Origin of the sequence: Nocardiopsis trehalosi NBRC 14201, assembly GCF_001552555.1 — a bacterium.
In the GTDB taxonomy this organism is placed as follows: Bacteria; Actinomycetota; Actinomycetes; order Streptosporangiales; family Streptosporangiaceae; genus Nocardiopsis_B; species Nocardiopsis_B trehalosi.
Genome location: NZ_BCRK01000095.1, coordinates 1 through 24,118 on the forward strand (window position 1 = coordinate 1; position 24,118 = coordinate 24,118).

Consider the following 24,118-nt stretch of genomic DNA (forward strand, 5'->3'; position numbering starts at 1 on the left):
CGGGGCCGGGCGGGCTCAGGCCGAGCCGGCCTGATGAGGGCGGTCCGGACTCGGCCTGAGCCGGGCGCGTCCGGGACCGAGCCGGCTTGAGCCGGGCGGACCGGAGCCGGGTGGGCCGGGGGCAGAAATGCGAAGCGCCCGGCGGGTGGGGCCCGCCGGGCGTCGCCGTGCCCTCGGCTTCCGCAGTGCTCCGGCTCCATCCCCCGAGGACCGGGTGGGCGCTCCCCCCGAAGCGCCGACTGCGGGACCGAGGACGTTTCTTCATCCCCGCGCCCTCTGTACTTCCCGACACCGGGGCGATAAACGCGCGCGGGTGAGGTGCGCGCGAGCGGGGTGCGTCGACGCAGGTCAACGGGGGTGAACGGCGGTGGAGAAATTCCCCGGACTTCGCGGGGGCGGGCGGCGCCCGCCCCCGCGCGGGTCAGCCGCCCAGGGCCGCGCGGCCGTCCGCGACCGGGAGGTCGAGGGCCGTGGCGGACTGGTCGACGGTGACCTCGGTGCCCGCCGGGTAGCGCACCGTGTACTCGTGGTCGGTGGAGATCAGCACGAGCCCGATGCGGTGCCCCTTGGGGAACGTGTAGTCCTGGGCCTGGAACTCCCAGGTGTAGCGGTACATCCGGTCGGCCACCACCGGCCGCTGCCGGGTCTCGGAGGTCCGGTTGCGGGCGTCCAGCCAGGCGCGCGACACGATCCGGTGGTCCGCTGTCTCCGTCGCGTGCTCGGCCGGGTAGGTGCAGCCGGTGTCGCCCGGCACGCCCTCGCCGTAGCAGACCGGGTTGTCGCGGTCGTAGACCACGCCGCCGGTCGGCCGGGTGGCGGTGCCGAAGTCGACCAGCAGCGCCGTCAGGTAGGGGGAGGCCCCGTCCATGGCGGCGCGGACCGTCACCTCGGCGGTGCCGTTGAGGCGGACGTCCTCGGTCAGCTCGCCCGTGGTGTGCACCAGCGCGTTGCGGCCCGCCAGGTCGGGGTCGGTGGCCAGGTCGTCGGCGGGCACCGTGCGCCCGGCGTCGGTGAAGGTGCGGGTGCCGCCGCGGCCCGGACCGGCGCCGAGCGCGGTCGTGCCGTCGCGGTGGCCGCGGCCCGGCCGCAGCCGCACCGTGTCGGTTCCGGAGGCCGGCCAGGCGTCCTGGTGGCGCCACGTGGAGTCGGCGTTCTCGACCGCCACCGGCGGCGCGTCCATCACCCCGTTGTCGACGCCGTACAGCCAGTGGTCGAACCAGGCGTGCAGCTGCCCCAGCCAGGCGTCCATCTCCAGGTTGAACGGGTCGACGTGGCCGCCCTGGTGCAGCCAGAGCCGGCGCGGCACGTCGTGCTCGGCCAGTTTCTCCCAGAGCCGGGTGGCCTGGTCGGTCTTGACGTTCCAGTCGTTGAGGCCGTGGGCGAGGAGAACGCTCGCCGTGAAGCGGTCGACGTCGTCGCGGTAGTTCCGGTCGGCCCAGAACCGGGTGTAGTCGCCGGTCTCGCGCGCCTGGTCGGCCGCGACGTCGGCGATCACCGGATCGCACACGTCCTGGTCGGCGCGGGTGTACACCGCCTCGGCGAGCACGTCGGCGTCCTCGCCCTGGTACCCGCCGGGCGCGACCACGCCGCCGTTGTCGCGGTAGTACTCGTACCAGGAGGAGATCGCGCCCTGCGGCACGATCGTGCGCAGCCCCTCGACCCCCGTGGTGGCCGCCGCCACCGGCAGGGTGCCGTTGTAGGAGATGCCGGTCATCGCCACGTCGCCGGTCGACCAGTCGGTGGCGCTGACCTCCTCGCCGTCGGGGGTCCACCCGGTGGTGCGCCCGTTGAGCCAGTCGACCGCGGCCTTCACGCCCAGGGTCTCGTTCTCGCCGCCGGTCGTGGGGCACCCGGTGGCGGCGCCGCTGCCCACGCTGTCGAGCTGGGCGACGGCGTAGCCGCGCGGCAGGAAGTAGTTGTCGTAGTAGCCCGACAGCGTGCCCTCGGCCGCCGGGCCGCCCCGCGCCGCCATGGGGTCGGCGGCGGTGGCCGCCAGCGCGGTGCCGCGCCCGGGACCGCCCCGGGGCACCGTGCCCGCCCCGTCGTCGTCGACGTCGACCTCGTGCATCGGCACGTCGTTGATGCCCGCCCAGTAGGGGCTGGGTTCCAGGATGGTGGCCACCTTCAGGCCCTCGGCGGTCTCGCGGGGCCGCATGATGCGCAGCCGCACGGTGTCTGCGGTGCCGTCGCCGTCGCTGTCGGCCTCGGTGCGGACGTCGACCTCGGAGTACACGGCGTCGGCGTAGTCGAACGCCACCTGGGTGGCGCCGTCCTCGATGCGCAGGGCCGGGGTGTCGGCCGCCGCGGGGGCGGCCAGCAGGGCCGCGGCGACCGCCGCCGCCAAGGCGACCGATCCGGTGCGGCCCGCGGCGCGGTGGGGGATTCGCATGTGCGCTGTCCTCGGGGCAGGCGGGGGCGGGCCGGCCCGCCGGGCGGCCGCGGCCGGCGCCGCGATGACGCACCGATGCTATGGCGGTACGCACGGTCGCGCCAGACCCCGGCACCGGCGCGCCGACCGGTCACCGGCGCCGTTTAGCATGCGACAGTGGCAGACAACGCACCCCTGGACATGTCCGGCATCAGGCACATCGTGTGGGACTGGAACGGCACCCTCCTCGACGACAACCACGCCAACCTCGACGCGGTCAACGCGGTGTGCGCGATGTTCGGCCGGGAGCCGGTCGACCTCGACCACTGGCGGTCCGTCTTCCGCCGCCCCCTCGCGGCCTGCTACGCGGACCTGCTCGGCCGCCCCCTCACCGCAGCGGAGTGGGCCGAGATCGACGACGCCTACCACCGCTCCTACACCGCCGGGCTGCCCCAGTGCCGCCTCGCCGACGGGGTCCCCGACCTGCTCACCGCCTGGGCCGCCACCGGGCGCACCCAGTCGCTGCTCTCCATGGCGTCCCACGACCACCTGGTGCCGCTGATCACCGAGCGCGGCCTGACCGCCCACTTCGCCCGGGTCGACGGCCGCCGCTTCGACACCGAGCACGACTCCAAGGCCGAGCACCTCGCCGCGCACCTCGACGCCCTCGGCGTCGACCCCGCCGGCGTCGTCCTGATCGGCGACATCGACGACGACGCCCGCGCGGCCGCCGCGGTCGGCGCCCGGGCCCTGCTGGTGGCCGGCGGGATGATGAGCCGCGAGCGCCTGGAGGCCACCGGCCACCCCGTGGTCGCCACCCCCGCCGAGGCCGTGCGCGCCCTGGCCGGCTGAGGCCCGGACGCGGCGAGGGGCGGCACCACCGGTGCCGCCCCTCGCATCCGCCGGCCCGGCGGAACAGGACCCGCTAGCCCAGCTGGACCTTGCGCGCGTCCTCGAAGCGGCGCTGCACGTCCGCCCAGTTGACGACGTTCCAGAACGCCTTGACGTAGTCCGCCTTGACGTTCTTGTACTGCAGGTAGAACGCGTGCTCCCACATGTCGAGCATGAGCAGCGGGTAGGAGCCCGCGGCCAGGTTGCCCTGGTGGTCGTAGAGCTGCTCGATGATGAGCCGCTGGCCGAGGATGTCCCAGGCGAGGATCGCCCAGCCCGAGCCCTGCACGCCGGTGGCCACGGCGCTGAAGTGCGCGCGGAAGGCGTCGAACGAGCCGAACTGGTCCTCGATGGCGGCACCCAGCTCGCCCTCGGGCTTGTCGCCGCCGTCCGGCGACAGGTTCGGCCAGAACACGGTGTGGTTGACGTGGCCGGCCAGGTTGAACGCGAGGTTCTTCTGGTGCAGGTTCACCGTCGCCAGCTCGCCGGTCTCGCGGGCCTCGGCCAGCTTCTCCAGAGCGGTGTTGGCGCCCGACACGTAGGTGGCGTGGTGCTTGTCGTGGTGGAGCTCCATGATCTGCCCGGAGATCCACGGCTCCAGCGCCGCGTAGTCGTACGGCAGCTCGGGGAGCGAATAAGGCGCAGACATGTCCTACGCACCTTCCTCTGACGTGATTCGTGCGGTGATTGCGCGATCTTGGTCGCTGCACAGAAAGCTATCAGCCGGGGGGCCTCCCGCCCGGTGTCGCCCTCGCGACAGCCGCGACCGGGAATACCCCGACCCGTGGCGCCCTACCCCGCCGCGGGCGGTCCTACCCGGCGGCGGCGGGCGCCGCCGCCGGGGCGCTCACGCCGCCCGCTCGAACCCCGACCCGTTCCACGTGGTGCGCGCGCACGCCACCCCCCACGCGCCCTTGCGCTTGAGGATGTCGTAGATGTGCATGCGGTCGATGCGCGGCGACACCCCGTACCCCGACGGCCAGGTGATCGCCCAGTCCATGTCCAGGTCGACCAGCAGCTCCAGCAGGCGGGCGATGGTGGGGTCGTCCAGCCGCTCGAACGCCTCGTCCAGCAGCACCAGCCGCAGCGGGCCCTCCAACTCGGTCTCCAGCGCGTCGTAGAACGCCGCGCTCGCCGCGAACAGCGTCACGTACGACACCAGCCGCGTCTCGCCCGACGACAACTGGCGCACCCGGCGGTCGCGCGGGTTCCCGTCCGGCCCGGTGTCGTGGATGCGCACCCGGTAGGCGTACCACCGCCGGTAGTCCAGCGCCCCCGCCAGCACCTCGGTGTAGCCGCTGCTGCGCCCCTCGTCGCGGGTGGCCCGGATGCGGTCCATCAGCGCGCGCCGCAGCCGCGCGTCCTCCTCCTCGGTGCGCCGGGCCGCCGACTTCTTCGCCCCGGCGAACGCCGACCGCTCGGCCGGGTCCAGGTGCGGCGCCGGCTCCCACGCCAGCTCCACCCGCACCCCCTGGCTGGAGTGGGCGCCCTCCAGCACCGTGTTCATCCGCCGCGTCAGCGCCTCGGCCGCCCCGATCTGGCGGTGCAGCTCCTCGGCGATGTCGCCCAGCAGGTAGTCCTCGAAGACGCGCTCCTCGCGCTCGGTCAGGTGGTGCTCGGCCTCCGCCAGGCGGGCCGCGGTCACCCGGGCCGTCGCCGCCGCCGGCGCCGTCCCCGCCTCCTCGCTGACCGCGACCGTCAGCACGCCCCGGTCCCGGTCGGCCTGCACGTCGTGCGTCCCCGCGAGCGCGGTCTGCAGGGTCTGCACGCGCCCGATGAGGTCGCGCTCCAGCGCCGCCGGGTCGCCCGCGGGCTCCCCTTCGGCCAGCGCGGCGGCCAGCGCCGAGCGCAGGTCGGCCCGCTCGAACGGCGGCTCCTCCGCGCCGGTCGCGGCCTCCCACACCCCCGCCACCGCGGCGGCGTCGGTGAGCGCGTCCTCGGCGTCGGCCACCCGGGCCCGCGCCTCCTCCACGTCGCGGTCCACGGCGGCCACCCGCGCCTCGGCGTCGGCCAGCGCCCGGATGCGCGACTCCACCTCCGCCTGCGCCTTGGGCGCCTCCGCACGCAGCCGGCGCCGCTCCTCGTCCAGCGCCCGCACCTCGGCGCCGACCTGCTCGGCGTCGCGGCCCAGGCCGGCGCGGAGCGCGGCCAGCACCGCGTGCGCCTCGGCGTGCGCCCGGTGCGCCTGCGCGGCCTCGGCCTCGGCGCGCTCGCGCGTGGCGACCGCGCGCTCGTGGTCGGCCCGCGCCGCCCCGATGCCCCGCAGCGCCTCGGGCAGGTCGCCGCGCAGCGCGGCGGCGACACCCGCCAGGGCGTCCCCGGCGCGGCGCGCCGCGTCGCACAGATCGCGCAGCTCCCCGGCGCCGGCGGCGACCCCCAGGTCGCCGCACGCGCGGCGGTGCTCGGCCCGTTCGGCGCCCAGGGCCGCGCGGCGGCGCGCCTGCTCGGCCTCGGCCCGCTCGGCGTCCGCCGTGGCCCGCCGGGCCTGGGCTCGGCGCGACTGCGCCTCGATGTGCCCGCGCAGCACCTCGGCGATGTCGGGGAACGCGTCCAGGCACACCCCCCACGCCCGTTCGGCCGCCTGCGCGTCCGCCAGCTCCCCGCGCAGGAGCGCGACGCGGGCGTCCAGCTCGGCCAGCTCCGCCTCGGCGGCCGCGACCCGCCGCTCCCGGGCCCGGGAGCGGGCGCCCGCACCGATGTGCTCGGCCTGCGCCTTGCCGTGCCGGCCGACCAGGACCCCGGCGCGCCAGGACCCGTCCCGGGCCACCCCCGGCCCCGGGGCGGCCTCCGCCGACTCCAGCAGCGGCACCGACCGGAGCAGCCGCGCGACCCGGTCGGCGCCGACCGGGTCGGCGGCGTCCACGGCCGGGCGCAGGACGTCGGCCAGCGACGGGCCGGCCACCGGCTCCCCGGGCACCGCCCAGGTGTCCTCGCCCGAAGCGGCGGCGCCGTCGGGCACCAGCCACGCCGTCAGCAGCCCGCTCGCGTGCAGCGCGGCCTCCAAGGCCGCGCGCTCCGCCTCGGGCAGACCGGGGACGAAGTCCACCACCCGGGCGAACACCGCGCCCGCGGCGGGGTCGCGCTCGGCCCGGGACGTCTCGGGGGCGGGCAGCGCCACCTCGACGGCGGACCGCAGCCCCGCCAGCGCGTCCGCCACCCGCGCCCGCTCGGCCCCGGCCTCCTCCAGGCGGCGCTCGGCGGCGACCGCCGCGTGCTGCGCGGCCCGCACGGCGGGCTGGAGCGCGGCGCGCACCTCGCGGTGGGCGTCGCGGAACGCCTCGGGGTCGGCGGCGACCTCGGCCGCCTCGGGCACCGGCGGCAGCCCGGCGGGGTCCGCGCCCGAGGGCAGCGCCTCGCCGCGCCACCGCTCGACCGCGTGCGCCCACTGCCCGGCCAGCGCCCGCAGCCGCTCCTCGCCGTCGCCCACCCGGCGCGCGGCCTCGGCCGCGTGCTCGGCCGCCCGCGCCGCCTCGGCGCCCAGCCGGCCGACGCGGTCCTCCTCCTCGGCCAGCCGCTCGGCGCGCGCCCGCAGCCCCGCCAGGACGGGGGCGCGGTCGGCCGTCGCCGCGGCGGCCGCCTCGACCGCCTCCGCCGCCGCGTCCGCGGCCCGCTCCACGGCGGCGACGTCCACCTCCGGTGCGGCGGCGCGCGCCACCTCCTCCGGCCGGGCGCCGGGGGCGGGGTCGACCAGCACCCGGGCGGTCGACGGGGTGCGCGCGAGGACGGGCCGCAGGTCGGGCAGCGTCCCGAGGGCGCCGGGCAGGCCGATGGCCGCCAGCGCCTCGCGGGCCTCCGCCGCCCGGGCGGACGCGGCGTCGCCCAGCCGCACCGCCGGCCCGGCCGCCCGCGCCACCGCGTCGGCCGTGCGCTCCTCGGCGGCGCGCGCCTCGGCCGCGGCGGCCAGCGCCGCCTCGGTGTGCCGGCGCTGGGAGGCCAGGGTGGCCTCCTTGTCCTCCAGGTCGCCGAGGGCCCCGTAGGCGGGGGACGCCTTCACCGCCTCCAACTCGATCTGCACCCGGTCCAGCCGCTCCCCGGCGGCGTCGCGCTCGGCCTCGGCGGCGCGCAGCTCCGCCTCCGCACCGGCCCGCTCCCGGTCGCGGCGGGCGTGCCGGGCGCGGGCGCGCTCGACGTCGGCCTCGGCCCGCGCCAGGCGCCCCGCCCGGTCGGCGAGGACGCCGCGCGCGTAGCCGCGGTAGCCGGCCAGGAACTCGCCCAGCGCGGCGTCGGCGCGGCGCAGCCGGGCGACGTTGCGGCGCACGCCCTCCAGGTTGTCCAGCCCGGCGGCGGTGCGCGCGACCACCTCGGGGTCCACCGGCGGCAGCGCGTCGGACAGCAGCTGCTCCAACTGGCCCTGCAAGACCTTCAGCCCGATGTCGGGGTTGCGCAGGGTGCGCTGCAGGTGCAGCAGGTCGGTGTAGCGGGTGCCGCCGGCGATGCCGTACACCGCGGCGGCCACCCGCTGCTGGAACGCCTCCTGGCCGGACACGACGGCGTCCTCGCCCAGGTGCTCGCGCAGCCGCGCCTGGGTGATGGGCCGGTCCTGCTCGACCAGCGCCACGTCCTTGTTGACCCGCAGCGGGGTGATGAACCGCCACGAGTCGCTGATCTGCCGGCCCGCGGCGCTCGCCTTCACCCCGATCCCGCAGGTCAGGAAGGACTCCCGGCCCCGGTCGTCGACGCGGCGCAGCTCGATCCAGGCGTAGCCCAGGCGCATCGACCCCTCGGTGTAGTCGTCCAGCATGAGCCGGCTCATGCTGACGGTGTCGAAGCCCTTGCAGCCCATGGAGCGCAGGTCGCCGTCCAGGCAGAGCGGCAGCAGCAGCTCCAGGGTCCGGGACTTGCCGGAGCCGTTGGTGCCCTTGAAGATCACCCTGCCGCCGGACAGGTCGAACTCCTCGTCGCGGTACTGCCAGATGTTGACCACGCCGCCGCGGTGCAACCGCCAGCGTTCGCGGGGCAAGCCGTCCACGTCGTCGTTCCTCACGTCGTTCGTCCGCCCGGGCGCGCTTCGCCCGGGACCTCGGTCGGGGGAAGGGCGGTCAGAGGCCGAACAGGGCCCCCTGGCCCGCGCCCGGCCGGGGCGCGGGGTCGGGCCGATCGGGGTCGGGGGCCTCGTCGCCGGCCGGGCCGTCGGGCACCGGACGGTAGCGGGCCGCGGCCGGGTGCAGCGCCACGCCGCCATCGGGGCGGACCCGGGCCAGCCCCGATCTCGCCAGGCTGTGCGCCACGGCCGGCGCCAGCCGCCCGATGTCGCGCACCGCCTCGCGCGACCACGCGCGCGGGTAGCGCTCGGCCAGCGCCGCCACCACCGCCGCGAACCGGTCGGCGGGGACCTCCCGCCAGGGCGGCCCGGCACCATCGCCGGGCGCGCCGCCGCCCTCGGGGGCCGGGGCGTCGAGCAGCTCCGCCGCCGCCAGCAGGGCGATCCGGGCCACGGTGCCCGATCCGGGGAACACCCGGTCGGTCAGGTACCCCTCGGGGTCGACCGCCAGCACCCCCTCGGCGCGCGCCTCCAGGCGCAGCCCGGTCAGCTCCTCCAGCAGGTCGGCCTCGGCGCGCAGGTTCGCCCGCAGCCAGGCCGCCTGCTCAGGCGCGAGTTCGGCGAAGAGCACCGCCGGGTCCTCGACCAGGCGCCGCCGCACCGCGTGCCGCTCGTCGGGGGCGGCCGGCGGCGCGGCCGCCGCCCCCGGGCGGACGAGCCGGCCGATGGGGGCGGCGAGCACGTGGCCGAGGAGTTCGGCGTCGACGGTCAGCAGCGCCTCGCGGTCGGCGTCGTCGGCCCACGGCGCGACGCTGCCGTCGGTCTCGGCGAGCACCCCCAGGTCGATGAGGTGGCGCAGCGCGGCGGACAGCGCCCGCCGGTCCACGATGCCGGTGCCCAGGTCCAGCCCGGCCTCCGCGCCGGCCGCGCGCACGTCGGCGACCAGCGCCGACAGCAGCACCTGCCCGCCCCCGCCGGACAGCACGGCCAGGGCCAGCGCCAGGTAGGCGTAGCCGCGCGGGGTGAACGGGGCGCCGGTGGGCTTGTGGGCGCCGCGCACCCCGCTCGGGACCGGGCCGGTCTTGGCGAGCCGGGCGAACCCGGGCTCGACCACCAGCCGGTACCCCAGGTAGGCGGCGAACAGCGCCTGGAGCCGGTCGGCGTAGCGCCGCACCGCGGGCAGCGCCTCGCCCTCGGGGCCCTCGGCGCGCAGCAGGGGGCGCCGCAGCAGCACCCGCGCGCACCGGCGCACCTGCGCCGCCTCGATGGCGTCCAGGCCGTCGAGCGCGGCACCCGCGGCGGCCCCCAGCGGCGCCGCCCCGCTCACAGCGCCTCCCCGGCGGGGACGGCGTCGTCGACCTCCAGGCCGACCTCCACCCCGTGCAGCTCCAGCACCCCGAACACCGACCCCACGCGCGCCGCGCCGCCGCCGGGGCGGGGCCGCAGCCGCAGGGTCAGGCCGGTCACCGCGTCGGCGGCGGTCCCGGGGTCGGCGGGGCCGTCGCGGTCGGCGCCGGCCAGGGTCAGCAGCTCGCAGAACAGGTCCAGCGCGTCGCCGGACAGTCGGGCCGCGCCCAGGTCGGGGGCCGCGGCGGCCAGCTCGGCGACCGCCGCCGCGCGGCGGCGGCGCCGGCGGTCCTCCTCGGCCAGCAGCGCGGCCCGGCCCAGCGGGTCGTCGGTGACCCGCGGCACCTGCCCGGCCGGGGCGCGGTCGCCGCGCGTGCGCACGTTCACCTCGACGCCGACCCGGGGCCCGGCGTGCCACGGCACGTCCGGCAGCAGCGGGTCGTCGTCGGCCGCCAGGCCCAGGTGGCGGGCCGGGAACAGGCCGAGCGCCGCCGCGTACAGGTCGTGGGCGTCGTCGGGGGCGGCCGCGTCGAACCGGGCGGCCAGGCCGAGCAGGTCGCGGCGGCGCCCCGGGTCGACCGCGCCCGTGCCCGCGGCCCGCTTGACGTTGGTGAGCAGCGCGGTGATGGCCCGGCTGGTGGCCTCGCGCAGCGCGTCGACCTCCGAGGGGCGGCCGGGGCGGCCGACGAACCAGCCCGCCAGCCCGTCCCAGTCGGCGGCGCGCCGCCCGGGGGCACGCTCCAGCAGCTCGGTCTGCCCGTCGCCCGCCGGCGCCCCGCGCGGGACCAGGCCCCCGGCGTCGCCGCCGAGCCGCTCCAGCAGCAGGTCGCGCCGCCGGTTCAGGGCGGTGAGCCGGTCGACGATGGGCTCGGAGTAGCGCAGCACGTCGCGGGCGATCAGCTCGACGTACTCCAGCAGCATGTGCTTGAACCCGGTGGTCTCGGCCGGGGCGAGGTCGTAGCGGGCGATCACCGAGCCGAGGTGGGCGTAGAAGTCGCGGACCGCCGCAGCGAACTCGTCGTGCTGCAGGAACAGGGTGGTGACCTGCTGGGCGAGCTGCTCGCGCAGCGTGCGCACCGACGCCGCGGCGGGGCCGCGCCCCTGCTCGGCGGCGAGCACGTCGCCCAGGCTGCGGGAGATGTCGGCCAGCCCCTGCTCGATCGCCGGCAGCAGCTCCCGCGACACCTCGCGGGCGCCCTCGGCGACGGTGAGGACGCCGTCGACGTCGCGCTGCACCCGCATGGCGACCTTGGCCACCTGGTAGCGGACCCGGCTGCGGGTGTACTCGGCGATGGTCGCGGCGGGTTCGCGCCGCCCGGGCACCAGGTTGCCCCACCGGGCGAGCTGCTCCAGCCGGTCGACCACGGTGTCGAGGCGGGACTCGCCGGGGTCGACCTCGCCCCGGCGCTCGGCCGCCGCCAGCGCGGCGGCGACCTCGCCCGCGCCGAGGTCGGCGAGGAGGGTGGAGGTGAACAGCCGCATCACGGCGAGGTAGGTGCGGCGCTCCGGCGCGGTCAGGTAGGCGTAGAGGCGCAGCCGCGACTCGGTGCCGGGGTCGGCCGCCGGGCCGGCGGCGGGCGGCGCCGCCGAGGGCGCGGCTGCGGGGTCGGGGCGGGCGGCGGTGTCGTTCGGCATGACGGCCCCAACCTAGCGGTTCGCGGCCCCTGCCAGGGCCGACCCGGCCGCAGGGGGCCGCGGCGGGGCCGGCGCGGCCTCAGGGGACGAGCAGCACCAGGGTCTCGGCGACCAGCGCCTCTCGCTCCTCGCCCTCGATCTCCACCCGGTGCTTGAAGGTGAGCACCAGCCCGTTGGGGGTCTCCTTGACCGCGGTCAGCTCCACGCCGTCGCGCACCCGCGCGCCCTCGCGGACCGGCTGCAGGAACCGCACCCGGTTCAGCCCGTAGTTGATGCCCATGCGGGGCGGCGTGCGCAGCTCGTACACCTGCCCGCCGAGCAGCGGCAGCAGCGCGAGGGTGAGGAAGCCGTGGGCGATCGTGCCGCCGAAGGGGCCGTCGGCGGCCCGGTCGCGGTCGACGTGGATCCACTGGTGGTCGCCCGTGGCGTCGGCGAACCCGTCGATCCGGTCCTGGGTGACGGTCAGCCAGTCGCTGTAGCCCAGGTGCTCGCCCTTGGCGTTGACGAGGTCGGCGACGTCGGCGAATGTCCGCATGTGCGCTCCTAACGGCCGGTTCGGTGGTCGGCGCACCCGACTCTAACCGGTACCGACCGATCGGTATGTGGGTGGGGTCACGTCGCCCGGCCGCCGCCCGGCCCGGCCGTCCCCGGGGACGTCAGTCGGCCACCAGCCCGCCGAGCCGCTGCGGCGACACCCCCAGCAGGTGCGCGGCGTCCTCGGCGGTCAGCCCGGCGCTGGTCAGGCCGTGCACGGCCCGGCGGGTCTTCGCCGCGGCCACCCGCCGCGCCTCGTCGGCGTCGAGCAGGGCCGCCCGCGCCTCCAGCGCCACCCGGTCGAGGTCGCCGCCGACCGACGGCACCACGTCGACCTCGGGGTCGGCGCCCGCGCCGGTATCGGGCGCGTGCGCCCCGATGTACTCGCGGGCGCGCGCCCCGGCGTCGGCGAGCGTGGGCGACCAGGTCACCCCCAGGTCGCCCACCCGCAGCTCCCAGCCGTTCGCCCACTTGCGGGCGTGGACCTCGTACCGTCGCACCGTCGACCCCTCCCGTCCGTCCGGGGTGTCCGATCCTCTCGGACGCACGGGCGCGGCGGCAAGCCCGCCCGGCGGCCCGGCGCCGGGCCGCGCCGTTCACGCCTCCGGGCCGCCGAGCGCCACCTCCGCCGCCAGGTCGTCGAACACCACCTCGCCCGACGGCGTCCGCTCGGCCACGGTCTCGACCAGGTACACCCGGTGCACGGCCAGGGGGCCCGGCACCCCGTCGGGTACGGGGAACCGCGCTTCGCGCCAGCCCTCCCAGTCGACGTCGGGGCCGTGCAGCAGCCGCTGCCCGCCCTCCGCGTCGACCGCCACCAGTGCCACCCGGGAGCCCCCGCCGTCGCCGCGCACCCACATCCGGAACCCGAAGGCGTGCCCGGGCACCTCGATCGGCTCGGGCGGCAGCGCGTAGGCCGCGCGCGACCGGGCCCCCTCGGTGAAGTCGTAGGCGAGGGCGAGCCCGTCGCCCGAGCGGCCCTCGGTGGGCCGCACCGACGCCCGCGCCCGCACGGACGACGCCGTCCAGTCGGCGGCGTCGTCGAACCCGGCCACCGGCCGGTCCGCCGCCCCCACCGACAGCGGGACCTCGACCGTCCGCCCGGCGGCCGTCAGCGCCAGCGTCCCGGTGCCCTCCGCCGCCCCCGCCCGCACCGTCAGCGCCCCGTCGGCGCGCGGCGCGACCTCGGCCAGGCCCTCGGGGGAGACGGCGGACGCGACGTCGGCCGGCTCGATCGGCGCCCGCTCGCCGCCGGGCGCCACCCCGGCCACGGCCAGCACGGCCTCCGCCCCCGGCGCGCGCAGCGCCAGGGCGGCGGGGTCGGCCGCCAGCCGCTCCGGCGCCGCCAGCACCTCCAGCCGGGCCGTGCCCGACACGCGGCCGGCGCGCGCGGTGACCTCGGTCGGGCCGGGCCGCCCGGCGAGGAGCACCCCGCCCCGCACCCGCCCGTTGTCCGTCCGCCACACCACCGGCCCCCGGGGCGCGGGCGCCGGCCCCTGGGCCTCGTCGTGCGGGGTGGCCGCCAGGGTCCGCCGCAGCCCGGTGAAGACCCGGGCGGGGTCGGGCTGCAGCGGGGCGGTGTCGCCGGTGCCCGGGTGCCCGGCGACGGCCGGGCGCACCCACATCCCGTGCGCCCGGCCGCTGCCGGCGGGCACGTGCACGGCCAGCCCGTTGGCCACCGGCGGCTCCTGGGCCTCACCGGTGCGGGTCCGGGTGCGCAGGACGGTGTCGCCGGGGTCGCGGGTCAGCAGCGCCGCGGACCGGCCGCCGTCGAGCTCCAGGCCGTCGTCGGCGCCCGCGAGGCGCAGCCGCTCGCCCATCTCGCGCAGCGTGGCGCCGCGCGTGCCGGGGGCCCGGCCGTCGGCGGTCACCACGAACATCCGCCGCCCGTCGGCCGAGAACCCGATCGCCGCCCGGGGGTTGCGGGTGGTGTCGTCGAGGTCGGGGACCTCGCCGTCGCGCAGCAGCACGTGCCGGCCGCCGATGGCGGTGTGCGGCCGCCCGAACCCCTCGGCGGTGAGGTCCCAGTCGACCGACACCCGGTCGCCCGGCGCCAACCGGGCGAGCCGGTCGGCGGCCGCCTCGCGGCCCACCAGCACCCGCGCCCCGGCGGGCACCCGGCCGTCACCGGCCTCGGCGCGCACGGCCCGCACCACGCCGTCGACCACCTCGACCTCGGCCACCCGCTCGGCGCCGTGGACGGCACGCCCGCGCGGCGACGCCCCCCACGCCGGGGTGAACACCCCCGCCCCGTCCGGCGGCACGTCGTGGGCGTTGAGCCGGTCCAGGCGCAGGCCGCCGTCGGGCAGGCCGGCCGTCCCGGTGAACGCGACCTCGGCGACCGCCCCCCGGCCGCCGCCGTCGAACACCGCGGCCGTGGTGCGCCCCTCCGCCGGCGACGACAGCACGTCGCCGTCGCGCACCGCCGCGCCCAGCGGGGCCAGCGACGCCCCGGCGTCGAAGAAGTCGCCGTTGACCGCCGCCACCGCCCCCCTGAGGGCCGGCATCGACCCGAGCGCGCCGGCGTCCGCCACCGCGCCGGTGTCGGCGTAGCGGACCGACGCCGCGCCCAGGTCCACGCTCAGCTCGGCGTAGTGGTTCGTGCCGGCGTCGCCCGCGACATCGGCGGCCGACAGCCGAACCCCCGGGGCGACCGGGACCGGGTCGGCCGCCCGCGCCGGGGCGGCGCCGACCGCGCACGCGATGAGGACGAGGGCCAGCGCCCCCGAGGAACCGGTACCCCTGCGCACCAACGCGCCTCCCGAGCCGGGCGGGACGGCCGCGCCGACGGGGGAGCGGGGGACCGGCCGCAACACGATCGCAACAGTCCGTAACCTAATGCGCACACACGGCGATCACCAAGGGCATCTGCGCGTGCTACACAGAGTGATGGCGTGGACGCACTCGATTAACACCCGCGTTGCGGGCGTTGACCGCCCGGCAACACGCCCTTCCTAGAGTTCGGCTGCTCCGTCCACCCCGCCGCTCCGGCGGGCGCGGCGGCGCTCCCGTCCCGGCCACCCCACAGGAGGACGCGCATGGGCCCCGCGGCAGAGGCGGCCGGCACCGGCCTCGACGTGCCCCTCATCGATCTCTCCGGCTGGGACACCGACCCCGGCGCCCAGCGGGCCATCGCCGCCCGGGTCGACGCCGCGGCCGCCACCACCGGCGTCCTGCGCGTCGCCGGGCACGGCATCCCCGACACCATCCACGCCGGGGCCGCCGACGCCATCGCCCTGTTCTTCGACCGCGTCCCCGCCGCCAAGCTGCGCTACCGCCCGGCCGAGCCCGACCTCGACCGCGGCTACACCCCGCCCGGCCCCCACCACGCGCCCGAGGCGTTCCGCGTCGGCACCCGCGCCGCCGACTTCCCCGACCGCGCGCTGCCCGCCGCCATCTACCCCGACAACATCTGGCCCGTGGGCCTGCCCCGCTTCGAACCGCAGGTCATGGCCTGGTTCGACGCCGCCCAGGGGTTCGCCCGGCGGCTCACCCGCGTGTTCGCCGTCGCCCTGGACCTGCCCGAGGGGTTCTTCGCGCCCTACACCGGGCACTCCATCGACGTCCTGCGGCTCGACCACCACGCCCGCGGCGCCCCCGTCCCCGCCGACGCGTACGGCGCCGCCGGGCGGACCGACCTCGGCCTGCTCCGGGTGCTGTGGTCCGACACCCCGCGCGGCCTCCAGTTCGGCGACGAGCAGGGCCGCTGGCACGACGTCGCCCCCGACCCCGGCACCGTCCTGGTCAACATCGGCGACCTGCTCGCCCGCTGGACCAACGACCGCTGGCTCTCCGTCCCGCACCGCGTCGTCCCGGCCGCCGATCCCGGCGGCGGCTCCGCGCCGTGGCGGTCGGCGGCGCTGTCGCACGGCGGCGACTTCGACGCGCTCGTCACCACGCTGCCCACCTGCGTCGACGCCGACCGCCCCGACTACTACGAGCCCGTGACGGTCGCCGGGCACGTCGCGGCCCGGTCGGGCGCCGCCCGCTGGCGGCGCATCGTCGACCCCCGCGCCGCCGTCGACACCTGACCCCCGCGCCGCCCGGATCAGGCGGCGGGGTGCCCCGCCGGCACCGGCCGGCGGCCGTCCCGGTCGAGCGAGACCGTGTCGACGGCCAGCGCCCGCAGCGTCCGAGGGTCGACCTCGTGCCCCAGCCCCGGCTGGGTGAGCGGTACCGGCGCCACCCCGTCGTGCGACCGGACCGGCGGCACCGCGACGTCGCGCGCGAACCGGCCGCCCGCGCCCGGCATCTCGGTGGGCAGGGTGATCCCCGGCAGGGACGCCAGCGCCAGCACCCCGGCCCGCCCGATCCCGGCCTCGGCGTCGGACCCGCACCACACGTCCCACCCGGCGTCGACCGCGCGGTCGTGGGCGCGCCGGGCCGGGGTCAGGCCGCCCATGCGGGCGACCCGCAGCGCCAGGGCGTCGGCGGCCTCCAGCCGGATGGCCTCGTCCAGCGCCTCCAGCGAGTCGATCGAGGTGTTCAGCGCCACCGGGGTGCGCAGCTCGCGGCGGAGCCGGGCGTGCGCGGCGAGGTCGCGGTCGGCGAACGGCTGCTCGATGGCGAGCAGCCCGTAGCGGTCGAGCGCCCGCAGCGCGTCGAGGTGGGCGTCGTCCTCGGTGTAGCGCCCGCCCGCGTCGGCCTGGAGCACCAGGAACGGGTAGGACTCCCGGACCGCCCGGACCACCTCCAGGTCCCAGCCCGGCCCGACCTCCAGCCGGATGCGCCGGAAACCGCCGCCGACCTGCCGGTTGACCTCCAGCACCAGCGCGTCGAGGGAGTCCTGGCGGGCGACCGTGACCCCCGCCGCGATGGCGGTGCGGTCGCCGCCCAGCGCGTGCGCCAGCGGGGCGCCGCGCTGCCGGCTCCACAGGTCCCAGCACGCGGAGTCGAGCGCCGACGCCACCGGCGCGCACCACGGCAGCCCGGCCCAGGCCAGGCCGGCCTCGGTGGGCCGGTGCCAGGGGTGGCGCAGCAGCGCGGGCGCGTAGTGGTCGACCAGGGTCCGCCACCGCTCGGGGCCGGCCAGCGGGACCTCGCCCCACCCGCTCAGCCCGGAGCCGTCGGTGACCCGCACCAGCGCGTGCGCGGCGTGGCGCGGCCGGCGGTCGGGGCCGCCGCCCGCCCGGGACAGCGGCAGCCGCACCAGGGTGGCGTCGACGCCCACGATGCGTGTGGCCGTCCCCGGTTCCGTGCGTGACACGCGCGCTCCAACCCGATCGGGATCTCGGTGGCCGGGCAGCCCCGCGGGACCCCCTGCTCCGACGGTATCCGCTCGGCCGCCCCCCGACCACACGCGCGCCCCGCGCCCGGCCGGGCCCGGCCCGGTCAGCGCACGGCGGTGAACACCACCGACCGGCGCAGCACGGTGCGCCCGGCGGCGCCGAACCGGGCGGCCAGCGCCCGCTCGACCTCGGCCAGCTCCGCCGGGGCCAGCGCGAACCGGGGCGGCAGGCGGTGCCAGGCGACAACGGCGCGCCCGCCGGGCCGCAGCACGCGGTGGAACTCGGCCATGCCCGGGTCCAGGCGGGGCCACATCGCCACCGTGTTGACCGTCACGACCAGGTCGACGGAGGCGGCGGGCAGGCCGGTGGCGTCGGCGCGGCCCTCGGCGACCCGCAGCCGGCCCGCGCGCACCGCGGCCGCGTTGCGGCGCCGGGCCATGCGCACCATCTCCGGCGACGGGTCGACGCCGGTGACCGAGGTCCCCGGGACCGCCGCCAGCATGCCCAGGAGCACGCCCGGACCGTGGCCGACCTCCAGCACGGCCGCGCCCGGCGGCACCCGCAGGGCCGCAATCAGCTCGGCGTTGTGCCCCCGCCCGGTCAGGGCCAGCGCCCACCCGGCGGCGCGGCCCAGCGGTCCGCGCGGCAGGGCGAACGGGTCGGGCCCCGGGGGCGCCCCCGTCCACAGCCTCCGCGCCGCGTCCGATCCGCCCCTGCCCCGGTGCCGCGCCCGCCCGGCGATTCCGGGCGCCACGTTCGGTATCTCGTCGACCACGTGGGGTGACTACCCGGGTGGCTGTGAAGGCACGCGTGGGAATGCGCGGCGGCGGGCGGCCGCCGCACGCGCGGGGCCCGGGGCGCGCCGCGCGCCCCCGGGCCCCGCGGCGGTCCGCTATCCGGCCAGCGCCTCGGCGACCGTGCGGGCCTTGAGCCCGTGCGCCACGGCGACCGCCTCGTTGGTGAGGTCGCCGTCGAACGTGTTCAGCCCGGCCGCCAGCGCCGGGTCGTCGGCCAGCGCGCGCCGCCAGCCCTTCTCGGCCAGCGCCACCGCGTAGCGCAGGGTGTCCTTGGTGAGGGCCTGGGTGGAGGTGTTGGGCACCGCGCCGGGCATGTTCGCCACGCAGTAGAACACGGCGTCGTGCACCCGGAACGTGGGGTCGTCGTGGGTGGTGGGGCGGGAGTCGGCGAAGCACCCGCCCTGGTCGATGGCGATGTCCACCAGCACCGCGCCCGGCCGCATGCGCGACACCAGCTCGGTCGAGACGAGCTTGGGCGCCTTGGCCCCCGGGATCAGCACGGCGCCGATCACCAGGTCCGAGCCGAGCACGGCGTCCTCCAGCGCCAGGGCGCTGGACGCCAGGGTCGCCACCCGGCCGCCGAACACGTCGTCGGCGTGGCGCAGCTTCGCGGTGTCGAGGTCGAGCAGGGTGACGTCGGCGCCCATGCCCACGGCGACGCGGGCCGCGTTCATGCCGGACACGCCCGCGCCGATCACGGTGACCCGCGCCGGCCGCACCCCCGGGACGCCGCCCATCAGCACCCCGCGGCCCCCGTTGGAACGCTGCAGGGTCGCCGCGCCGACCTGCGGGGCCAGCCGCCCGGCGACCTCCGACATCGGGGCGAGCAGCGGCAGCGCGCCGTCGGCGGTCTGCACGGTCTCGTAGGCGATGGCGGTGACCCCGCGGCGCAGCAGCGCGTCGGTGCACGGGCGCGACGCCGCCAGGTGCAGGTAGGTGAAGAGGGTCTGGCCGCGGCGCATGCGGTCGTACTCCTCCTCGACCGGCTCCTTGACCTTGAGGATGAGCTCGCCCTCGGCCCAGACGTCGTCGGCGGTGGGCAGCACCCGCGCCCCGGCCGCGGCGAACTCGTCGTCGGGGATGGAGGAGCCCACGCCCGCCCCGCGTTCGACGACGACCTCGTGGCCGTGCGCGGTCAGCTCGTGGACACCGGCCGGGGTGATCGCCACCCGGTACTCGTGGTTCTTGACTTCGCGGGGCACACCGACGCGCACAGCTCATCCCTCCTTGGCATCACCGTTGATCCACCTTCACTGTGACTGCCCCGACCTCCGCCCACCATGTGCACCGTGCCAAGGAAAAGCGATCATTCACGACATTCTGTAAAGCCCCGGCCGCCGGTGGCGGCCAGCGGTCCACCCCGCACACCGTCCCCTGGGCCGCCGGACACCCGGCGCCCCGCCACCCACGTGGCGGTGACCCGCCCGGCCAGCCGCCGCCCCGCGTACGGGCCGGGGTCGGCCGACGGCACCACCTGCTCGGCGGCCGGGTCGAACGCCACCAGGTCGGCGGCGCAGCCGGGCGCCACCCGGCCCCGGGCGCGCAGCCCCACCAGGTCGGCGGGCGCGGTGGCGGTCCAGCGCGCGAGTTCGGCCAGGCCGCGCCCGCGCCGGGCGGCGGCCGTCCACAGGGCGGGCAGGGTCCACTCGATCGCCGCGATCCCGGTGCCGGGCCGGTGCCCCGACCCGATCGCGGTGATCGGGGAGTCGCCGTCGGGCAGCAGCGCGCTCCACAGGGCGTTGCGGTTGGCGCCGGACCGCAGCGGCGGCCGGCACCGGAACGCGGGGGAGTCGTCGGGCACCTGCTCGGCCGGCAGGCACAGGTAGTGCGGGCAGGTCTGCGCGCTCACCGCGATGCCGATCGCGCGCGCCGCCGCCAGCACCGCCGCGCACTCGGCCGCGCTGAACGGCGACACGTGCGTGCGGGTGCCCGCCACCCGCGCCGCCGCGATCACCCGCTCCAGCCCGCGCCGCTCGGCCCGCGGCGGGCGGGCCGCCAGCAGCGCGCCGTTGCCCGAGCGCGCCGGCTCGGTGAGCTCGCCCGCGTCCTCGGCGTGCACCAGCAGCGGCACGTCCATCGCCGCCAGCTCGACCATGGCCTTGCGCAGCCGGGTGTCGTCGATCGGCGGCACGTCCGGCGACCAGCCGTCGGACAGCGAGCAGTGGAACCCCACCACCCCGGCCGCGCGCAGGTCGGCGAGGTCGGCCGGGGTGCTGCGCGCCGTGACGCCGCCCAGGTACTCCACGTGCGCGGCGGCGCCGGCCGCCGCCGCGAGGTGCGCGTTGAGCGCCGGCACCCCGGTGATGGCCGGCGCCCCCGGAGCGGGCACCACGACCACCGTGGTCACCCCGCCCCTGACCGCCGCCGCCGTGGTGGCGCGGTAGCCGTCGCGCAGCGACTGGCCCGGCGCCCGCACCGCGACGTCCAGGTCGACACCGCCCGGCAGCAGCGCCACCGGCCCCAGGTCGGCCTCCGCCACCGCCGGCAGCGGGGCGTCGTGGGCGGCGACCTCGGCGATGCGCCCGCCCCGCACGGCCACCGCCGCCGGGACCACCCCGTGCGGTGTGACGACGCGCTGCGAGCGGATGACGGCGTCGAACTGCGGCATCGATTCCCCTTTGCGGTCCGATGAGGCGAAAAGCGCCCCGCGGCGGAAATGGCGACCGGGAGCGCCCGGCGCGCCCGCGCGCGCCCGCGTGCGGCGACCGGCCCCCAGAGCGCCGGTCGGGCGGCTATCGTCGGGACACGAGGCCCCGGTGACCAGCGGGAACCAGGGCACCCCCGAAAGTTTCCGATGAATTCCGGTCGTCTTTTCCGGAGTGCCACTTATTATCGCCCATAATGTGCGGCCGGATCATGGAAAACACGAATACTCGGAGGACCGCCATGCGAATGCCGCCCGCCCGGCTGTGGGTGCCCATCGCCGCCGCCACAGCCGCCGGCCTGGGCCTGGTCGGGGTGCTCGGCGCGATCGGCGCCGTGGACGGGGCGGTGGCGCTGCAACTCGTCGTCTCCGTCCTGACCGCGGCGGTCGCCGCCGGGACCGCCGTCATGGTGCGCCGGCACGGCGCCCAGCTCCGGCGGCTGCGCACCGACCTCGGCCGCATCGGCGCCGACCAGGCCGACCTCCGCGGCCGCGTCGACGCCGGTGTGGCGGCCGTCGCCGAGCTGCCCGAGGCCGTCCGCGCCGTCGGCGCCGAGCAGCGCACCGCCTTCGCCCGGCTCTCCGACCACGTCACCGAGCGCGGCCGCGCCGACTACGAGCAGCAGGTCGCCTGGCAGGAGCTGCGCGACTACCTGCGGCCCGCCCCGTTCATGCCCGCGCTGCGCGGGTGGGCCGCCTCGCCCGACGTGCTCCGGCTGCTGGTCGAGGAGATCCGCGACCGCGCGCCCAAGCTCGTCGTGGAGTGCGGCAGCGGCGCCTCCAGCGTCTGGCTCGGCTACGCGCTGCGGCGCTCGGGAAACGGGCGGCTCGTCGCCATCGAGCACGACGAGCGCTACGCCGAGCTCTCCCGCGACCTCGTCGCCGCGCACGGCCTCGGCGACATCGTGGAGGTCCGCCACGCCCCGCTGCGCGAGTGGACCCCGCCCGGCGGCGGCGACCCCCAGCCCTGGTACGACACCGAGGCCCTCGGCGACCTCGACGGCATCGACGTGCTCTTCGTCGACGGCCCGCCCGCCAGGACCGCCCCCCAGTCGCGCTACCCCGCCGGCCCGGTCCTGCTGCCCCGCTGCTCCGCGGACGCCGTGGTCGTCATCGACGACACCGTGCGCGGCGACGAGCGCGCCACCAGCGACCGCTGGGTGGCCGAGCACCCCGGGCTGCGCTACCGCAGCGTCCCCCTGGAGAAGGGCGCCAACGTCTTCACCCGCACCCCCTGACCGCCCCGCGGCCGGCCGCCCCCACACCGCCGCCCCCACCCCCGCCGCGCCGGCCGGCCACGGTCCGGCGCGGCCGTGGCACGGGTCTCGCGGGTACGTGATCCTCCCGGCCACCGCGATGTCCGACACGCTGTAGTAGTAGGCGTACCCTAGATTCCAGGTGGTGTCCGCATGGCTCTGGCAGGTCTGCTCACCGGTCCCGCGACCGCGGCGCTGATGCCGTGGCTCTGGAGCGGTCTCGGGCTGCTGGTCGGCGCGGCCGCCGCCGTGGTGGTGATCCGTCGCCGCCGCTGACCGGAGGGCGCGTCCCCGACGGCGTTCCACCGGCATGGCAGGCCCCGGCCGCCCCGCCGCACGGACCCGCCGCCGCGTCCTGGCGACCCCGAGCACGACGGAGTGGCAGGCGTGGCTCCCCCGCACAAGCGCGACAACTCCGCCGCCGTACGCGGCGGCACCGACACCGCGATCGTCATCGGCGTGGCGGCGGCCGCCGCCGGACTGATCGCGCTCATCATCTCCCTCGTCGCGGGCGGCGCCGTCACCGCGCAGGTCATCCCCGGCCTGCCCGACGCCGGCTCCCTCACCCGCTGGGGGCTGCCCATCGCCAAGACCACCATGGACTTCGCGGGGGCGCTCACCGTCGGCCTGCTGCTGCTCGCCGCCTTCCTGCTGCCCGCCGACAAGGGCGTGCTCGGCTCCGCCGCGGTCGGCTACGTGCGGGCCGCCTCCTGGAGCGCCCTGGTGTGGGCGGCCGCGGCGGCCGCCACCCTCGTCTTCCAGCTCTCCGACCTGCTCGGCCTGCCGCCCGGCGAGGTCCTCGGCGACCAGCTCACCAGCTACGCCGGGTCGGTGCGGCAGGGCATCGGCCTGATGTTCGTCATCCTCCTCGCCACCGCCGTCGCCCTGTTCGGCCGCACCGCCGCCTCCGGGGCGGGCGCCATCGGCCTCCTCGCGGCCGCTCTGGCGGGCGTGGTGCCGCCCGCCCTGACCGGGCACTCGGCGTCCTCGGGCGCCCACGAACTCGCCGTGACCGGGCTGGCCCTGCACGTCCTCGCCATCTCGGTGTGGGTGGGCGGCCTGGCCGCGGTCACCTTCCACGGGCTGCGCGCCAAGGCCGACCACGCCGCCGTCGCCGCCCGCCGGTTCAGCACCGCCGCCGTGTGGGCGTGGGCCGGGGTGGCGATCGGCGGCGCGGCCAGCGCCATCAGCCGCCTCTACCAGCCCGCCGACCTGTTCACGACCTCCTACGGCCTCATCATGGTCGCCAAGACGGTGCTGTTCGTGGCGCTCGGCGCGATCGGCTGGTGGCACCGGCGCGCGACCGTCCCCCGGCTGGAGGAGTCCGGCGGCCGCCGGCTGTTCGTCCGCCTCGCCGGGGTCGAGATCGTCCTCATGTCCGTCACCATGGGCCTCGCCGGCGCGCTCAGCCGCACCGCGCCGCCCCCGCCCCTCGACGGCACCGTCGACCCCGTGGCCGAACTCCTCGGCTTCCCGATGCCGCCGCCCATGACCGCGCAGACCCTGCTCACCCTGTGGCGGCCCGACCTGTTCTTCATCCTGGCCGTGGCCCTGCTCGGCGGGCTCTACGCCGCCGGCGTGGTGCGGCTGATCCGGCGCGGCGACCGGTGGCCGTGGATCCGCGTCGCCGCGTGGGCCGCCGGGCTGGTGTCGATGGCGGCCGTGCTGCTCAGCGGGGTCAGCACCTACGCCATGGTGCTGTTCAGCACGCACATGGTGCAGCACATGATCCTGTCCATGCTGACCCCGATCCTGCTCGTGCTCGGCGCCCCCGTGACGCTGGCGCTGCGGGCGCTCAAGCCCGCCAAGCGGCGCGGCGACCGCGGCCCGCGCGAGTGGCTCAACGCCTTCCTGCAGAGCAGGTTCTCCCGCGTCGTCACCCACCCGGCGGTCGCCACCCCGCTCTTCGTGCTCAGCCCGTACGCGGTCTACTTCACCCCGCTGTTCGCGGCGCTGATGAACGACCACCTGGGCCACCTGGTGATGAGCGTCCACTTCCTGCTCAGCGGGTTCCTCTTCTACTGGATCATGGTGGGCGTCGACCCGGCCCCCCGGAAGATCCCCTACCTGCTGCGCATCGTGCTGCTGCTCGTGGTGATGGGCGTCCACGCGTTCTTCGGCATCACCATCATGATGCAGTCCGCCCCGCTCGCCATGGAGTACTACGGGCAGTTCGACGTGCCGTGGAGCGACGGCGTGGCCGAGGACCAGTACGCCGGCGGCGGCGTCGCGTGGGCCATCGGGGAGCTGCCCACCCTGCTCGTCATGATCACCCTGCTGTACCAGTGGTTCGGCGACGAGGAGCGCACCGAGCGCCGCCGCGAGCGCCACAGCCGCCGCGGCGGCTCCGACGACGCCGACATGGACGACTACAACGCCTACCTCCAGGAACTCGACCGCCGCTCCCGCCAGCAGAACTAGCCGCCTCGGCCCCCCC

At 77.7% G+C, this 24,118-nt stretch carries 17 protein-coding genes; 5 read left to right on the top strand and 12 right to left on the bottom strand.

What is annotated here, in order from left to right; all coding sequences use genetic code 11:
• Nucleotides 1-421: 421 nt before the first annotated feature.
• Entirely contained in the window at nt 422-2,389 is a 1,968-nt protein-coding gene (locus NT8_RS16900; protein ID WP_067970533.1) for a Xaa-Pro dipeptidyl-peptidase, read from the bottom strand.
• A gap of 180 nt (nt 2,390-2,569) precedes the next feature.
• Here NT8_RS16900 and NT8_RS16905 point away from each other — a divergent pair, with 180 nt between their 5' ends.
• On the top strand, nt 2,570-3,220 hold the full coding sequence (locus NT8_RS16905; protein WP_067970536.1) for an HAD family hydrolase: 651 nt from the start codon (nt 2,570-2,572) through the stop codon (nt 3,218-3,220).
• A 73-nt stretch (nt 3,221-3,293) separates the two neighbouring features.
• On the opposite strand, the gene NT8_RS16910 is transcribed toward NT8_RS16905, so the two are convergent.
• From NT8_RS16910 to NT8_RS16940, 7 genes are all read right to left on the bottom strand, one after another.
• A complete protein-coding gene (locus NT8_RS16910; protein ID WP_067970538.1) occupies nt 3,294-3,908 on the bottom strand; it encodes a superoxide dismutase in 615 nt (204 codons plus the stop codon).
• A gap of 198 nt (nt 3,909-4,106) precedes the next feature.
• Nucleotides 4,107-8,228 (bottom strand): TIGR02680 family protein, encoded by a 4,122-nt coding sequence (locus tag NT8_RS16915; RefSeq protein ID WP_245646217.1) that lies wholly within the window; start codon nt 8,226-8,228, stop codon nt 4,107-4,109.
• A gap of 70 nt (nt 8,229-8,298) precedes the next feature.
• Nucleotides 8,299-9,567, bottom strand: a complete 1,269-nt coding sequence (locus NT8_RS16920) for a TIGR02678 family protein (protein WP_067970543.1) — start codon at nt 9,565-9,567, stop codon at nt 8,299-8,301.
• Nucleotides 9,564-11,222: a DUF2397 domain-containing protein gene (locus NT8_RS16925; RefSeq protein ID WP_084469027.1), complete on the bottom strand. Its 1,659-nt coding sequence runs from the start codon at nt 11,220-11,222 to the stop codon at nt 9,564-9,566. The genes NT8_RS16920 and NT8_RS16925 overlap by 4 nt, the downstream gene beginning before the upstream one ends.
• Before the next feature lie 79 nt (nt 11,223-11,301).
• Complete coding sequence (locus NT8_RS16930) at nt 11,302-11,757, bottom strand: MaoC family dehydratase (protein WP_067970544.1); 456 nt, start codon at nt 11,755-11,757, stop codon at nt 11,302-11,304.
• Between the two features lie 121 nt (nt 11,758-11,878).
• Nucleotides 11,879-12,256 carry a hypothetical protein gene (locus tag NT8_RS16935; protein ID WP_067970545.1) on the bottom strand — a complete coding sequence of 126 codons (378 nt, stop codon included), beginning with the start codon at nt 12,254-12,256 and terminating at the stop codon, nt 11,879-11,881.
• A gap of 96 nt (nt 12,257-12,352) precedes the next feature.
• Nucleotides 12,353-14,506, bottom strand: a complete 2,154-nt coding sequence (locus NT8_RS16940) for a phosphodiester glycosidase family protein (RefSeq protein ID WP_157515865.1) — start codon at nt 14,504-14,506, stop codon at nt 12,353-12,355.
• Between the two features lie 288 nt (nt 14,507-14,794).
• Between NT8_RS16940 and NT8_RS16945 the strand changes: the two genes are divergently transcribed.
• Complete coding sequence (locus NT8_RS16945) at nt 14,795-15,787, top strand: isopenicillin N synthase family dioxygenase (protein WP_067970548.1); 993 nt, start codon at nt 14,795-14,797, stop codon at nt 15,785-15,787.
• 17 nt (nt 15,788-15,804) lie between these two features.
• Here NT8_RS16945 and NT8_RS16950 read toward each other — a convergent pair whose 3' ends face one another.
• From NT8_RS16950 to NT8_RS16965, 4 genes are all read right to left on the bottom strand, one after another.
• The gene (locus tag NT8_RS16950; RefSeq protein WP_067970550.1) at nt 15,805-16,962 is read right to left on the bottom strand and encodes an enolase C-terminal domain-like protein; all 1,158 of its coding nucleotides are present in this window, start codon (nt 16,960-16,962) and stop codon (nt 15,805-15,807) included.
• A 125-nt stretch (nt 16,963-17,087) separates the two neighbouring features.
• Nucleotides 17,088-17,759, bottom strand: a complete 672-nt coding sequence (locus NT8_RS16955; RefSeq protein ID WP_245646218.1) for a class I SAM-dependent methyltransferase — start codon at nt 17,757-17,759, stop codon at nt 17,088-17,090.
• A 117-nt stretch (nt 17,760-17,876) separates the two neighbouring features.
• Complete coding sequence (gene ald, locus NT8_RS16960) at nt 17,877-18,995, bottom strand: alanine dehydrogenase (protein ID WP_067970552.1); 1,119 nt, start codon at nt 18,993-18,995, stop codon at nt 17,877-17,879.
• A gap of 92 nt (nt 18,996-19,087) precedes the next feature.
• Nucleotides 19,088-20,389, bottom strand: a complete 1,302-nt coding sequence (locus NT8_RS16965; protein WP_067970554.1) for an amidohydrolase family protein — start codon at nt 20,387-20,389, stop codon at nt 19,088-19,090.
• Between the two features lie 278 nt (nt 20,390-20,667).
• On the opposite strand from NT8_RS16965, the gene NT8_RS16970 reads away from it, so the two are divergent.
• From NT8_RS16970 to NT8_RS16975, 3 genes are all read left to right on the top strand, one after another.
• Nucleotides 20,668-21,663, top strand: a complete 996-nt coding sequence (locus tag NT8_RS16970) for a class I SAM-dependent methyltransferase (RefSeq protein ID WP_067970556.1) — start codon at nt 20,668-20,670, stop codon at nt 21,661-21,663.
• A 171-nt stretch (nt 21,664-21,834) separates the two neighbouring features.
• Nucleotides 21,835-21,957 carry a hypothetical protein gene (locus tag NT8_RS31300; RefSeq protein ID WP_281203476.1) on the top strand — a complete coding sequence of 41 codons (123 nt, stop codon included), beginning with the start codon at nt 21,835-21,837 and terminating at the stop codon, nt 21,955-21,957.
• Nucleotides 21,958-22,068: 111 nt separating this feature from the next.
• Nucleotides 22,069-24,102 carry a cytochrome c oxidase assembly protein gene (locus NT8_RS16975; protein ID WP_067970558.1) on the top strand — a complete coding sequence of 678 codons (2,034 nt, stop codon included), beginning with the start codon at nt 22,069-22,071 and terminating at the stop codon, nt 24,100-24,102.
• Nucleotides 24,103-24,118 lie beyond the last annotated feature (16 nt).

Coding starts and splice junctions, on each gene's coding strand:
- NT8_RS16900 (WP_067970533.1), bottom strand. CDS start 2,389: ATGCGAATCCCCCACCGCGCCGCGGGCCGCACCGGATCGGTCGCCTTG.
- NT8_RS16905 (WP_067970536.1), top strand. CDS start 2,570: ATGTCCGGCATCAGGCACATCGTGTGGGACTGGAACGGCACCCTCCTC.
- NT8_RS16910 (WP_067970538.1), bottom strand. CDS start 3,908: ATGTCTGCGCCTTATTCGCTCCCCGAGCTGCCGTACGACTACGCGGCG.
- NT8_RS16925 (WP_084469027.1), bottom strand. CDS start 11,222: ATGCCGAACGACACCGCCGCCCGCCCCGACCCCGCAGCCGCGCCCTCG.
- NT8_RS16930 (WP_067970544.1), bottom strand. CDS start 11,757: ATGCGGACATTCGCCGACGTCGCCGACCTCGTCAACGCCAAGGGCGAG.
- NT8_RS16945 (WP_067970548.1), top strand. CDS start 14,795: ATGGGCCCCGCGGCAGAGGCGGCCGGCACCGGCCTCGACGTGCCCCTC.
- NT8_RS16965 (WP_067970554.1), bottom strand. CDS start 20,389: ATGCCGCAGTTCGACGCCGTCATCCGCTCGCAGCGCGTCGTCACACCG.
- NT8_RS16970 (WP_067970556.1), top strand. CDS start 20,668: ATGCGAATGCCGCCCGCCCGGCTGTGGGTGCCCATCGCCGCCGCCACA.
- NT8_RS31300 (WP_281203476.1), top strand. CDS start 21,835: ATGGCTCTGGCAGGTCTGCTCACCGGTCCCGCGACCGCGGCGCTGATG.